This window comes from Flavobacterium frigidum (assembly GCF_048286735.1).
GTDB lineage: Bacteria > Bacteroidota > Bacteroidia > Flavobacteriales > Flavobacteriaceae > Flavobacterium.
The window spans coordinates 77,954-91,881 of sequence record NZ_JBLVPU010000005.1; the positions used below are offsets into that span (position 1 = coordinate 77,954).

The 13,928-nt window shown below is 30.1% G+C and carries 13 protein-coding genes; 8 read left to right on the top strand and 5 right to left on the bottom strand.

The features are described 5' to 3' along the window. Positions 1–242: 242 nt before the first annotated feature. The 5 genes from ACNQGO_RS04705 to ACNQGO_RS04725 form a co-directional block, all read right to left on the bottom strand. Complete coding sequence (locus tag ACNQGO_RS04705) at positions 243–1,010, bottom strand: carboxypeptidase-like regulatory domain-containing protein (RefSeq protein WP_309755009.1); 768 nt, start codon at positions 1,008–1,010, stop codon at positions 243–245. A gap of 84 nt (positions 1,011–1,094) precedes the next feature. Beyond that, positions 1,095–3,026: a DEAD/DEAH box helicase gene (locus tag ACNQGO_RS04710; RefSeq protein ID WP_417984441.1), complete on the bottom strand. Its 1,932-nt coding sequence runs from the start codon at positions 3,024–3,026 to the stop codon at positions 1,095–1,097. Between the two features lie 205 nt (positions 3,027–3,231). Next, positions 3,232–3,810, bottom strand: coding sequence for a non-canonical purine NTP diphosphatase (locus ACNQGO_RS04715; protein WP_417984443.1), 579 nt, complete (start codon positions 3,808–3,810; stop codon positions 3,232–3,234). A gap of 117 nt (positions 3,811–3,927) precedes the next feature. Beyond that, the gene (locus tag ACNQGO_RS04720) at positions 3,928–4,692 is read right to left on the bottom strand and encodes an NYN domain-containing protein (RefSeq protein ID WP_309755000.1); all 765 of its coding nucleotides are present in this window, start codon (positions 4,690–4,692) and stop codon (positions 3,928–3,930) included. A gap of 70 nt (positions 4,693–4,762) precedes the next feature. Continuing rightward, positions 4,763–4,999, bottom strand: coding sequence for a non-canonical purine NTP pyrophosphatase (locus tag ACNQGO_RS04725; protein WP_417984508.1), 237 nt, complete (start codon positions 4,997–4,999; stop codon positions 4,763–4,765). Between the two features lie 228 nt (positions 5,000–5,227). Between ACNQGO_RS04725 and ACNQGO_RS04730 the strand changes: the two genes are divergently transcribed. From ACNQGO_RS04730 to ACNQGO_RS04765, 8 genes are all read left to right on the top strand, one after another. Further along, positions 5,228–6,418, top strand: coding sequence for an aspartyl protease family protein (locus ACNQGO_RS04730; RefSeq protein WP_417947501.1), 1,191 nt, complete (start codon positions 5,228–5,230; stop codon positions 6,416–6,418). 30 nt (positions 6,419–6,448) lie between these two features. Then, positions 6,449–7,459, top strand: a complete 1,011-nt coding sequence (locus ACNQGO_RS04735) for a sensor histidine kinase (RefSeq protein ID WP_417947502.1) — start codon at positions 6,449–6,451, stop codon at positions 7,457–7,459. 3 nt (positions 7,460–7,462) lie between these two features. Beyond that, positions 7,463–8,230 (top strand): LytR/AlgR family response regulator transcription factor, encoded by a 768-nt coding sequence (locus ACNQGO_RS04740; RefSeq protein WP_417947503.1) that lies wholly within the window; start codon positions 7,463–7,465, stop codon positions 8,228–8,230. A gap of 193 nt (positions 8,231–8,423) precedes the next feature. After that, a complete protein-coding gene (locus tag ACNQGO_RS04745; RefSeq protein WP_417979024.1) occupies positions 8,424–9,686 on the top strand; it encodes a cysteate-C-fatty acyltransferase in 1,263 nt (420 codons plus the stop codon). Between the two features lie 111 nt (positions 9,687–9,797). Continuing rightward, positions 9,798–10,256, top strand: a complete 459-nt coding sequence (locus tag ACNQGO_RS04750) for a hypothetical protein (RefSeq protein ID WP_417948162.1) — start codon at positions 9,798–9,800, stop codon at positions 10,254–10,256. A 228-nt stretch (positions 10,257–10,484) separates the two neighbouring features. Further along, on the top strand, positions 10,485–11,237 hold the full coding sequence (locus ACNQGO_RS04755; protein WP_417984445.1) for a GLPGLI family protein: 753 nt from the start codon (positions 10,485–10,487) through the stop codon (positions 11,235–11,237). Between the two features lie 277 nt (positions 11,238–11,514). Then, a complete protein-coding gene (locus ACNQGO_RS04760; RefSeq protein WP_417984447.1) occupies positions 11,515–12,651 on the top strand; it encodes a hypothetical protein in 1,137 nt (378 codons plus the stop codon). A 185-nt stretch (positions 12,652–12,836) separates the two neighbouring features. After that, positions 12,837–13,871, top strand: a complete 1,035-nt coding sequence (locus ACNQGO_RS04765; RefSeq protein WP_417984449.1) for a hypothetical protein — start codon at positions 12,837–12,839, stop codon at positions 13,869–13,871. Positions 13,872–13,928: the final 57 nt, after the last annotated feature.

Here is a 13,928-nt window from a genome sequence, read left to right on the forward strand (position 1 = left end):
CTTTTAGGACTGTTCTTTTTATCTCTTTTTTCTTCTTTTTTTTCTTTAGCCGTTTTTAACGGTTCTTTTTTTGCTGTTTTTTTAGCGTCTTGACTTTTTGCCATGATATCGGTTTTTAGTTTTGTTTAACTTTTGATCTAAGTAAATATAAATAATATTTTTGATTTGTTTTTAAATATTATCTTAAAAAATCCCCAACTGCTTTCGGAATTGAGGGTTTCGTAACATACAATTTTTTGTATTTATTTCTTTTTCAGTACTTTGTATTCTTCATAACATCCGCTTATTGCGTCCATGATTTGAAGATCATTTGCTGTTTTTATGAACGATTCAGAGTAGTTGCAACGTTGCAAAATTTCAGGTATTTCATTTTTGTCAATACCTAAAAGTACGGCAATCGTTTCCCTGTCAAATTTTGATTCCAGAAGATTACGGACTGTGTCATCCTTCTTCATTTCTTTAAGTTTCTTTAGTTCTTTTGGCTTGTTACCAAAAAAATTATACAACATATCTGCCGGATTAAATATGGAGCCAAGAACTTTTCCAAAGGCATTGGGCGAATATGCACCCGCTTCATACCCTTGCGTCAAACCAGAAATACTGTAGCGATAGTTTTCTTTCACAGGGATTATTTTAGTGTCTACTTCAAGATAACCGGTAAGATTAAAAGGTCTAATTACTACTTCTTCCAGCGCAATAGCTTTTTCAGTAAGTTGAATTTTGGTGCTTTTGTTTTTTATCCAGTCGTTTGTCACGCGTACCCGCAAAGATTGAAAACCAAGGCTGGTAATGTGCAGGGTGTCATTTACTTGTACATCGATTTCAAAATACCCATTAGAATTGGTAGTAGCACCGCGTACCTTATTCACATTTATGATATTAACACTAGATAACGGTTGCTTTGTTGTATTGCTTAAAATCAAACCGTCAACTTTATGGGACGCTTCTTGAATTTGGGCATGTACTGTTATGGACAACAGTAAAAATAAAAAAACTACAAAATATTTCATACATTAATTTAAGACTTTAAAAGTAATAAATCAAGATTAAATATTTTGTAGTTCCAGTATAATTATAAGAAAATTAACTAAACGTTAGTCTCTTCTTGGTCTTCTTGGTCTTGGTGTGTCACCAAAGTTTTCTGAACGTCTTGGTGCTCTATCAGATGAACCTTCTGTTCTTGGTCTGTCTGATGTAAAACCACCTTCTCTTCTTGGAGCTGATGAGCTTCTTGGTCCAAAACCACCTTCTCTTGGTGCTGAACTTCTGTCGCTTCTAAATCCTCCACCAGAACCTTCACGTCTTGGAGCAAAGCTTCCTTCTTTTCTTGGAGCTGAACTTCTTCCGCCTCCAAAACTTCCGCCTGAGCTTCTTCCGTTATGATCACGTCTTCCACCACCGTCATTTTTAGAAATTTCAACATTGATTCTACGTCCTTCTAATTGTACGTTGTTCAATATTTCCATTACTTTATCGGTATGTTCTGGATCAGTGTTAAAGAAAGAGAAGCCTTCTTTTACATCTACTTTGAAAACGTCATCACGACCTAAGTCCAATGTTTCTTTCAAGTAATCTTTCAATGACATCCAATCAAAGTTATCTCTTGAACCTATGTTTACAAAATATCTCGTTGCACCACCATTGTTGTTTTCTCTTGGAGCACCATCTCTGTCATCACGTTCACGTCTTTCAGAACCTGAAGTTTGATTAGAGATGTCTCTGTTTTTCTTATAGTAATTGATAAAACGATTGAATTCAACCGATACCATTTTCTTGATTAATTCTTCTTTCGATAAATCTTCAAGTACACTGTTAATTGCAGGAAGGTATGTGTCAATTTCGTGATCAACCTCTGTGTCTTTAATTTTAGTTGCTAAGTGCAACAATTGGATTTCACAGATTTCAATTCCAGATGGGATTGTTTTCTCTTCGAATTTTTGTTTGATAATTCTTTCTATTGAAGAAATCTTACGCAATTCACTTTTTGTTACAATTACGATTGATGTCCCCAATTTTCCTGCACGTCCCGTACGACCAGAACGGTGATTGTACGTTTCAATTTCGTCAGGAAGTTGGTAATTTACAACGTGAGTAATATTGTCAACATCAATTCCACGGGCTGCTACATCAGTTGCAACAAGCATTTGGATTTGTCTACCTCTAAAAGATTTCATTACACCATCACGTTGCGCCTGAGATAAATCTCCATGCAAGGCAGCAGCGCTGTATCCATCTTCAATTAATTTTTCGGCAACAGCTTGTGTATCACGTTTAGTTCTACAAAAAACTACTGAGAAAATGTCTGGATTAGAATCGGCTAAACGTTTCAAAGCTTCATAACGGTCACGAGCATTTACTAAGTAAAATTCGTGAGATACGGTAGCTGAACCTGAATTTTTAGTTCCAACTGTAATTTCAATTGGATCTTTCATGAATTGTTTTCCAATACGTGCTACTTCAGCAGGCATTGTTGCAGAGAATAACCATGTGTTTTTTTCGTCTGGCGTAGTTGATAGGATGTTTACGATATCTTCGTAGAAACCCATGTTCAACATTTCGTCAGCTTCGTCAAGGATACAAAAGCTGATTTGAGAGATGTTTACCAATCCTCTATTAATCATGTCTTGCATTCTTCCTGGAGTTGCCACAATAATTTGCGCGCCTCTCTTTATGTCTCTCGCTTGTTCTGTAATGCTAGCACCACCGTAAACTGCTACCACATTAATACCTTTTTCGTATTTAGAGTAGTTTTTAATTTCGTTGGTAATCTGCAAACAAAGTTCGCGTGTTGGAGATAAAATTAATGCTTGTGTATTCCTGTTGTTGGCATCAATTTTCTGAATAACTGGAAAACCAAATGCTGCCGTTTTCCCTGTCCCTGTCTGAGCCAACGCAACCATATCTGTGTCTTTTTCCAATAATAGGGGAATCGCTTTCTCCTGTACTTCGGTCGGATTTTCAAATCCTAGATCTAAAATCGCCTTCAGTAACGATTCACTCAATCCTAATTGTTCAAATTTATTCATATGTATTTTTAAAATAGGGTGCAAAATTACTGTTAATAATCGATATAAACTAATGCTATTTTAAGATTTAATAATTTATTACCGTTTGATTGTCAGAAAGTTATATTTTATATTTAGGAATTGTTTATTTTGATTTCAAATTTTAGTCTAAAATAGTGTTGCTAAAGTTGTTTTTTTGTAATCAAAATGTTGTATTGATTGTTGTTTATCTATTTAATTTTAAAAAATCAATTAACTGTTGCGTAGCTTTTCCCCTGTGGCTGATTTTATTTTTAATGTCTAACGATAATTGTGCAAAAGTCTCTTGGTATTGTAGAGGTCTAAAAATGGGATCATAACCAAAGCCCTGATTCCCTATTTTTTCTAAAGTTATTTCTCCAGGAGCAATTCCTGTAAAAAGATGCTGTTTCCCGTCTATGTTTAGTGCTATTACAGTTTTGAATTGTGCTTTCCTATTGTTTATGTCCGCTAAGTTTTCTAAAACTTTATTCATATTATCGTCGGCATTGCGTTGTTCTCCCGCATATCTGGCAGAATAAACGCCTGGCGCTCCATTCAAAGCATCTATTTCAAGTCCAGTATCATCAGCAAAACATTCGTAACCGTATTTTTCAGTAACATAATTTGCTTTTAGAATCGCATTCCCTTCAATAGTATCGGAAGTTTCGGGGATATCTTCAAAACAACCAATACTTTCAAGACTTCTAATGGTTATGTTCTCAGGAAGCATACTTTGTAATTCAAAGATTTTATTTTTGTTATTTGAAGCGAAAACGAGTTGCATGGTTTGGGTTTTTTATTGGATTGAAATGGTATGACTTGTAGATTTTAATTTATTGCTAGTTGCCAAATTTGATACGATCAGTCAACAACAGTTTCTGATATAGATAACTGGTATTGTCTAACTAAATCGCAATCGTACATAAACGTGTTTAATCCCTTTTTTATCAGAATCTCTCTCGTCTATTTCTAGAATGTCGGTAAGCGATTTTAACATGGGAGTCAATTTTGAAAATCCATAATTTCGTGGATCAAATTCTGGTTTTTTCTTAACAATTAGATTTCCAACATCTCCAAGAAAAGCCCAACCACTATCATCGCCAATATCTTCAATTGTAGATTCGATGAGTTCTATCGTTTGTAAATCTATTTTATTAAGGCTTTTTGGCGTGGCCTTTTTAGCATCAGTTGCTGTTCTTTTTGGTTCTTTCTTTTTTATTGCTCCATCTAAAACTTCGATATAAACAAATCGGTCACAGGCAACAATGAACGAATTTGGTGTTTTTTGTTCACCAATACCAATTACTTTCATTCCAGATTCACGAAGTCTGATTGCTAAACGTGTAAAATCAGAATCACTAGAAACAATACAAAAGCCATCTACTTTATCTGAGTATAATAAATCCATAGCGTCAATAATCATGGCGGAATCGGATGAATTTTTACCTACCGTATAACTGTATTGCTGTATAGGTGTAATGGCATGCTCGAGTAATACGCTTTTCCAACCTCCTGCATTTGGTTTAGTCCAGTCTGCATAAATACGTTTGGTAGTTGGAGTGCCAAATTTGGCTATTTCCTCCATCATACCTTTTACATTGCTGTAGGGAACGTTGTCGGCATCAATAAGGACGGCTAATTTTAATTCCTTTGTATTGTTAGACATAAGTTTAAAATTTATTTTAGTAAGTCAAAGATAAAAGAATATTTTGAAAGCCTACTTTTTTTGTGTGTTGCTAAATTGGTAATAATTTGTTCATGCTGTCATCAGCATTTCTTTGTTTGCAAGTATATCTAGCTGAAAACACCAGGTTGTAATTTAAAACTTTAATTTCAAGACCAGTATCGACCGTAAAACAAATATAACCATGATTTTCGGGAATGTAATTTACTTTTTGCATCGTATTTACTTCTATTGAAGCCGATGTTTCATGAATATCTTCTAGACAACCTATACTTTCTAAACTAACTATTTTGAACGTTTTCTGGAAGTATACTTTGAATTACAATAATTTTATTGGGATTTTTGGTTGCAAAAACTATTTTCATGATTTAAATAAACAAACAGTAAAGAAATCAAATTCAATTAATTTTGTTTTTCCTTTGTTCAATTAAAATTTCCTTGTATTGGTTATTTTTAGCTGTTTAGATTTTTAGTTTCAACATAATTTAGTCTCAGAAAACAATTAAAAGTTATTATTATGACAAAGTTAATTTTCACTTTAATTATACTATTATTAACAAGTTGTAATTATTTAGTAAATAATACCTTACAAAATGCAAACGTAAATAAAACCAATTTTATAGAAGAAATTGATTTTAATTTTGATAACGGACTTCCATTAGTAACTGTCAATATTAAAGGTCAAGAATACATTTTTCTTTTAGATACTGGAGCGCCAACGGTTATTTCTCCTAAAATTGCTAATTTATTACAATTGCAATCACTTGCGAATTCAAAAGTTGAAGATTCTCAAGGAAATGTTAAAAAGCAAAATTTTGTGACTATTAAAAATTTAAAAATAGGAAATCTAAATTTTGAAAATATTGGAGCGGTGGTTTTCGATGTTCAACAAAACGCAACAATGAAATGCCTAAAATATGACGGAATAGTTGGAGCGAATCTCATGAGTAAAGCCATTTGGGAAATTGATTATCAAAGCAAAAAGATTAGAATTACAGATGCGAAAGAAAAATTAGAAATCTCAAAAAATGCTATTTATTTAAATTTTATTACTAAAGCACAAAAAACCCCGTTGGTTTCTATTAAAATTGGAAAAAAAACTGAACAGAAAGTTATTTTTGATACAGGAGCAAATATTAGTTTTAATTTGTCAGCAACTGGTTTTGTAAACGAAATTAAAAATCAAAAAACAATACAACAAATAGGGAAATCTGCAATAGGTATTTATGGAAATAGTTCTAAAAATAAAACTTTGTATTCAAAAGTTCAAAATTTAAATATTGGAAATTTAAGAGTACAAAATCAAATTGTAAGATTTAATGAAAATGGAACAAATGTAATAGGAAACGATTTTTTGAAGCATTTTAAAGTAGTTTTAAATTGGAATGAAAGTAAAATTTATCTTGCTAATGTTTCTGAATTAAAAAACAATACGTTAACAAATTATGGACTTACAGCAACTTATAACGTCAATAAATTTTTAGTTTCTAGCGTATATTTAAATTCTGAAGCAGATAAAAAAGGCATAAAATTAGGAGATGAAATCATTGAGATTAACGGTTTTAGTTTAAAAAATCTAAATGAAGAACAGATTTGCAACTTTACTTTAAATGGAATTTTCGGAAACACAGAAGTGGCAAACCTCAAGATTTTGATGAATAATGTAATTTTGAATATTGATTTAAAAAAATCAATATTATTAGAATAATTTTGAAAATTAATCAAAAAATAATTGACCATGTTAACAAAATATTTTGACAACCCGGAAAAATCTGACTATATTATAATTGCAGTTTATTGGTGTTTTGCGTTGTTGTTCATAGTTCCCGAATATCTCAATGATTACACTCTTTTGCAAACTATTTTTGCTACTGTTTATAATGTTTTAATTGATACTGGGTTTATATTAATTTTGATTTATTTTGTTTTACCAATTAGTCTTAAAAATAAAAAATATTGGTTTGTAATTCTAATGATAATATTAGTTTTAATATTTTCAGTTATCTTTTATAAATTAGGTTATGGCTTGATTTTAAACCAAAAACCACATTGGAATTTAATAAGTATATTTTCAAATATTATTCGACAAGCACAGAGTTATGGAATCTTATTATCAATATTAGCCATGAAAAAATTTTATTCATCGCAGCAAGATATTCTTAATCTCGAAAAAGCCAATGCTGAAAGCAATTTAAAGGTTTTGAGCAATCAAATTGCGCCTCATTTTTTGTTCAATAATCTTAATGTTTTGCAATCATTAATCCAGTCTAGCCCTAGTCAAGCGACTGAATTTGTGAAATATTTATCGGCAATTTATAGGTATTTGCTAAAACACAAAGACGAAGAAGTAGTTAAAGTACAAGAAGAATTAAGTTTTGCCAAGGATTATATATATCTTTTAAATCAACGGTTTGGCAACGCTTATGTTTTTGAAACTTTTACAAATAATAAAAATGCACTGATCAAACTAGTCCCATCGTGTTGTTTGCAAGTTTTGTTAGAAAACATTGTAAAACACAATCAAGGGAACGAACAAAATCCTCTTGTAACATCAATTATTATAAATGAAAATGAAATAATTATTAGTAATGAAATGCGTCCAAAAATTAATCAAAATGATTTTTCAGGGACTGGTTTGCAAAATTTGAATGAACGATATCAATTGTTGTCAAATCAGTCAATTACAGTCGATAAAAATCAAAAATTCAAAGTAGTTTTACCACTAATCAACCAACTTAATACTTTTTAAACAATGAATATTCTAATAATTGAAGACGAACCATTGGCTGTAAAACAACTAGAAAATTTCATTAAAGAAACTCATTTAAAAAGCAATATTCTAGCTAGTTTGAATAGTATTTCGCAATGTTTTAATTGGTTTGACAACAATGAACAACCCGATTTAATTTTTTCGGATATTGAATTATTAGATGGAAATGTCTTTAATTTTTTTGACAAACAAACGATTAATTGTCCAATAATTTTTACAACGGCCTACGATCAATTTTTAATGAAAGCCTTCGAGGGAAACGGAATTGCTTATTTGTTAAAGCCGTTTACAAAAGAATTGGTAGAAAAAGCCATCACTAAATTTAATAATTTTCAGAATAAACATGAAGCTACAATTAACCCAAATATTTTGCAATTATTACAAAAATCGTTGCATCAAAAAGCTACAAATTTATACAAACAACGCTTTACCATAAAAACAAATAAAGGAATTTTTTTGTTGCCAGTTACAGACATTGCTTTTGTTCAGGCAGATGGCGTTTTGATTTATGCTCATGATTTTGATGGTAAAAAATATCCATTAACAGGAACTTTAATTGCAAATGAACAACAATTAAATCCTGAAAATTTCTTTAAAATAAATAGAAGTGATATTGTTTTTATAGATGCTATCGAAAAAATTGCTCCTCATATTGGGGATAGATTGGCGGTTTACATTAGAGGTCAAAAACAATTTGTAATTACAAGTGCTCAAAAAACAGCAATTTTTAGAAAATGGATTGATAGATAAATTATATTTGAAAGTTATTTAAGAATTGACAGCCGTAGCCCTGATGGAAGGGAAAAACGTTTTCTGGTGATTTTTTTTTCACCAAAAAACTTTTGGAATGACAGCGGGAAAAAGCTCCAAAAAATAATTTCAAATTTGTATCATATTAAGATAGGAATTATTAATTTTGCAAATTGTAAAAAGTATAATTTAGATGGTAAAAGATTTATTCGAGAGAATTCAAAACAATAAAGGTCCTTTGGGGAAATGGGCTTCACAAGCTGAAGGGTATTTTGTTTTTCCAAAATTAGAAGGTGAGTTGGGACCAAGAATGCAGTTTGGTGGAAAAGATATTTTGAATTGGAGTTTGAATGACTATTTAGGTCTAGCTAATCATCCAGAAGTGCGTCAAGCAGATACTGATGCAGCTATTCAATATGGAGCTGCTTACCCAATGGGAGCGCGAATGATGAGCGGACATACTAAATATCATGAGCAATTAGAGAATGAATTGGCTGCTTTTGTAATGAAAGAATCAGCGTATTTATTGAATTTTGGATACCAAGGAATTATGTCCACTATTGATGCATTAGTAACGCGAAATGACATAATTGTTTATGATGTTGATGCCCATGCTTGCATCATTGATGGAGTGCGTTTACATAGCGGAAAAAGATATACTTACAAGCACAATGATCTTGAAAGTATGGAAAAAAATCTGCAACGTGCTACAAAAATGGCTATTGAAACAGGTGGTGGGATTTTGTTTATTACCGAAGGTGTTTTTGGTATGCGCGGACAACAGGGTAAACTTAAAGAAATAGTTGCTTTAAAAGAAAAGTACAATTTCCGTTTGCTAGTTGATGATGCACACGGTTTTGGAACCTTAGGAAAAACAGGAGCTGGAGCAGGAGAAGAGCAAGATTGTCAAGATGGTATTGATGTATATTTTTCTACTTTTGCAAAGTCTATGGCTAATATTGGTGCTTTTGTAGCTGCTGATAAAGATATTATTGACTATTTGAAATACAATTTACGTTCTCAAATGTTTGCCAAAGCTTTACCGATGATTCAAACTATTGGTTCATTAAAACGTTTGGAGTTGTTGCGTAATCACCCAGAATTAAAAGATAAATTGTGGGAAAATGTAAATGCACTACAAAACGGATTAAGAGAGCGTAACTTTAATATTGGGGATACCAATACTTGTGTTACGCCAGTTTATCTTGAAGGAAGTGTGCCAGAAGCAATGATTATGGTAAATGATTTAAGAGAAAATTACGGTATTTTCTTGTCGATAGTAATTTATCCTGTAATTCCAAAAGGTATTATTTTATTGAGAATGATTCCTACTACATCACATACTTTATCCGATGTAGATGAAACACTTACAGCTTTTGAAGCAATTCGTGAAAAATTAGAAAATGGTACTTATAAAGAAATAGCAAGCAGAACAACGGTTGATTTAGACGCCTAGTTTTACTATATTTCATTAGAATTAAACACTATCCATCAACATAAGTTGGTGGATTTTTTTGTGTTAATTCAAAAATTAATCTTATATTTCAATAACTTAAATTTTAAAATTATGAAAAAAGTAATAGTAGCATTCGTTTTTGTGAGTTTATTTATTTCCTGTAAAAAAGAAAAAGATGCGAGTCTACCGGTGCCTGAAGAAGTGGTTGCAGAAGCAAAATCAGAATGCTATTCTTCGATTAAGAGTAAAGATACAGTCACGATGGATTTGAAAATCGATAAAGATTTATCAGTTGTAGGGAACTTGTGTTATCGATTTTTCGAAAAAGATAAAAATGATGGCACTGTAATAGGAAAACTGCAAGGCGATACACTTATTGCCGATTACACTTTTATGTCGGAGGGAGTTTCTTCTTTACGCCAAGTTGTGTTTGTAAAAAAAGGAAATACGTATGTGGAAGGTTTCGGAGACATAACTACTGATTCCAATGGGAAAGTAACTTACAAAGACCTACAAACGTTAAAATTTGGCGATGGTGTCGTACTAGCAAAAGTAGATTGTGAGCAATAGTTGAAATTCATGGACTTGTACCGGGACATGTAATACTACGACTGTTACACTAGCACTTATTGCAGATGAGTAAATGAATACCTGTGGATCCGATCCAGCTAGTGATTGACTGAAATAAGTAAATGAAATTTAGTAGTTGCTACATTTGAGTTTATCAAATTCAATTTAATATTGCTTTTAACATTAGGCCGTCATATAATTCAATATAGCCTTTTTAATTTTATTTTCATGAAATATTTGTTCATTTTTTTATTTTCAAACCTTATTTTTTCTCAGAAAGCGGATGGTTATATTGATTATCAATACATTCATAAAGTAGATCTAGTTGATAAAGCTAAAATTAGAAAAGCACAGTTTAGAATGTTTTTTACGCCAAGCAAAACTTTCGCTTTTGATCTTAACAAGTATAATAGAAGTCTTGAAATTGCGAAGCAATTGGGTGATCAAAATCCTGAATTTAAAAATGAAAAAAATCAAATTAAACCCAATGATTTTATAATTATAAATTTACAAAAACAAATTTATAACTCATTTGAGTATAAAAATAGTAGCTATTTAGTAAAAGATACTATACTACAAGATTGGACTATTCTAGAAGATAAAAAACAAATTTTAAACTATAGTTGTCAAAAAGCAATCACTACTTTTAGAGGGAGAGATTATGAAGCTTGGTTTACTTCTGATATTCCTGTATCATTTGGTCCATGGAAATTTAATGGTTTACCTGGAGCCATTTTGTCTGTTGTTGATAAAACGGGAGATGTAGAATTTAGCGCTATAAAAATCAGTACTGCACAAGTTGACAATATAATTGAAGAACCATTATATTATGAAGAGGTTACCAAAGAAAAATTGGCTGAAATTAATGATAACTATACGAGTCAAATTAATACTAATTTTACGGTGACCAAAAATGGAGAACAATATGCACCAGTTCCAAAAATTAAGAAGAAAATAAATAATCCAATTGAATTACAATAATCAGTTGATAATGAAATTGTTTTATAGTTTATTCTTTATCTTTTTTTTATTTTTTTTTAGTGTAACTTTTGCACAAAATGTTACGATAACTGGTAAAGTTAGTTACTTAGACATACCAGCGAACGATGTTTTTTTATACATTGTTTAAAAAGATAATAGCACTATAAAAAAGTTTACAAAAACTAATGAAAAAGGTGTTTTTAGTTTTGAAATTCAAAAAAACTTTTTTACAAATCATGAAATTCTTGTAAAAAGCTTACGTTACGAAACTAGTACTTTGCCACTACTTCAGACTCAACTTTTTTATGAATTCAAACTCTCCGAAAAGCCAAGAATTTTAGATGAAGTTGTTGTAAAAAGAGATCTTCTTGTTCGTAAACAAGGTGATTCCATTAAGTATAAATTGAAAGATTTTGCTAATCTTAACGATCGTAAATTAGAAGATGCTTTAAGAATTATACCCGGATTAGAAATTGATGGTAGTGGAACCATCAAGTACCAAGGTATGTCATTGTCTAATTTTTATATCGAGGGTGATGATATTTTATCTAAAAATTATAAAATTGCAACACAAAATTTTAACACGGAGATTATTGACGAAATACAAATACTCGAAAATAATCAACCTATTAAATTATTACAAGGAAAGGTAATTCCAAAAAATGCAGCTCTTAACATCAAATTAAAATCAGACTATAAAAATACGTGGATTCATAATTTAGATTTAGGACTAGGTATTTCGAATCTTTACAAAATGAATTACTTCAATACGCTTATTTCCAAAAAAATAAAGGTCGTTAATATATTGAAATTCAATAATGTAGGACAAGATCTTAATGCTATGTTTGCTAGTACAGAATTTAGTGATCTTTTTACTAAGTTTGATTTAAATTTCAGAGAAAATATACTCTCAGCATCCAATACCTCATTGCCTCCGTTGAGTAAAAATAGATTTGAAAATAGAATATTTGCAGCTAGTACAAATACATCCTTTAAATTGAATAATGATGTGGATTTTAAAACTAATTCTATTTTTTATAATGATTTTAACCCATATCAAGTAAATAATACGACAACTTTCAATAATGTTGATACAGCAATTGGTTATGTTGAAAATAATATTTTTTCAAAAAAAGGCAATTACTTTATTCAAAATAGTACTGTTAGAAAAAACACAAATACTATTTATTGGACTAACGATTTCAAAGTAGAATTTTACAAGGAGAAAAGTTATTCTGAACTAAACAATGCAAGTAACACTCAAGATCTTAAGAACCATTTGTTCCAGTTTACAAATATATTTAATGTTATAAAAACAATAGTAAATACGCTTTTTAATTTAAATTCATATTTATATGTTGGAAGTCTTAAAGACGAATTAATCAGAAAAAAGGTCTTTTCCCAAATCTATTAAACAATAATGTAAACTATCTTACTACAAATCAAATTATTAATAATAGAATTTTCTTTTTTAAAAATGCGGCAAATTTTAGTTACACTAAAAATTTATGGAAATTCCAATCAGAATTTTCAAATATACTCTCGAATAGGGACAACAATACAGACTTATCACTTACTCAAAACAGTGGTGAAGTAACAGTGTTACCAGAATATTTCAATCAAAACAAAACCATATTTAGTAAAACATCTGTTTTAGCAAGAATAACTTTAAAAAAAGAACAACTTAAATGGGAATCGTCTTTTGCACCAACTTTTTATAACTTCATTTCGTTAAGTAACAAAAATGTATTCTCAAAGGTATTTCAAACCGAAGTGGAACAAAAATTTGGTAGAGAAAACATGTTCAATATCGAATATTCTTTTAATAATGTTCCGAGAAATGTTCTTGATAATTATGATAATTATTATTTGCAAAATTTTCGAAGTTTTTACAGAAATCAATTAGATTGTTTTCAAACGGATAGTCATAAAATAGCTTCAAGACTTGTTTTGCAGCGCACATCTAAACTTCTTTTTATAAATTTAGATTTTGAAAAAACTTTTAATCGAGCAAATTTTATAGGATCCAATATTTTTTCTTCGGCATCAAATAGATTTGAATATATTTTATTTGAAAACTATAGCAAAAAAACAAAAGTTTCTCTTGGCATTTCGAAGTACTTTTTTAGATTAAAATCAAATTTTAAAATAAATATTAACTACAATGTAGTTGCTCAAAATCAGCTTAATAATAATATTTTAATTCCTTTTGAAAACAAAAATCAAGAAATTCGATTAAACTTTAACCCTAAATTTTTTAAAACTATAGGTTTTATCTCCGAATATTCTTTTCAAAAAAACACCAATAAAAATAAAAACACAGGGTTTAAAAACCAAGTGATTTTTCATTCTAGTAAAAACAACTTTGACGTTAATTTTACAGAAAAATTTTCGCTTAGACTTTCAAACGAGTTTATACAGTTTAGAAATCTTAACAAGAATACAAACCATTATTTAGATGCCTTTTTAAATTATAAAAATCCAAAGTTTAAATTTACATATGAATTAAAGTGGTCTAATATCTTGAATAGAGACAAATATAGTATTCAAAACAATACAGAATTTATTTTGAGTGAGACAACTTTTTTCATATGGCCTCAAAATTTATTGGTAACGATTTTTTATAAGTTTTAAATAGAAAAACCTAATAAGTATGATTTATAATAAATTCAAAATCATTTGAGACTAGAA

Coding starts and splice junctions, on each gene's coding strand:
- ACNQGO_RS04705 (WP_309755009.1), bottom strand. CDS start 1,010: ATGAAATATTTTGTAGTTTTTTTATTTTTACTGTTGTCCATAACAGTA.
- ACNQGO_RS04710 (WP_417984441.1), bottom strand. CDS start 3,026: ATGAATAAATTTGAACAATTAGGATTGAGTGAATCGTTACTGAAGGCG.
- ACNQGO_RS04715 (WP_417984443.1), bottom strand. CDS start 3,810: ATGCAACTCGTTTTCGCTTCAAATAACAAAAATAAAATCTTTGAATTA.
- ACNQGO_RS04720 (WP_309755000.1), bottom strand. CDS start 4,692: ATGTCTAACAATACAAAGGAATTAAAATTAGCCGTCCTTATTGATGCC.
- ACNQGO_RS04730 (WP_417947501.1), top strand. CDS start 5,228: ATGACAAAGTTAATTTTCACTTTAATTATACTATTATTAACAAGTTGT.
- ACNQGO_RS04735 (WP_417947502.1), top strand. CDS start 6,449: ATGTTAACAAAATATTTTGACAACCCGGAAAAATCTGACTATATTATA.
- ACNQGO_RS04740 (WP_417947503.1), top strand. CDS start 7,463: ATGAATATTCTAATAATTGAAGACGAACCATTGGCTGTAAAACAACTA.
- ACNQGO_RS04745 (WP_417979024.1), top strand. CDS start 8,424: ATGGTAAAAGATTTATTCGAGAGAATTCAAAACAATAAAGGTCCTTTG.
- ACNQGO_RS04750 (WP_417948162.1), top strand. CDS start 9,798: ATGAAAAAAGTAATAGTAGCATTCGTTTTTGTGAGTTTATTTATTTCC.
- ACNQGO_RS04755 (WP_417984445.1), top strand. CDS start 10,485: ATGAAATATTTGTTCATTTTTTTATTTTCAAACCTTATTTTTTCTCAG.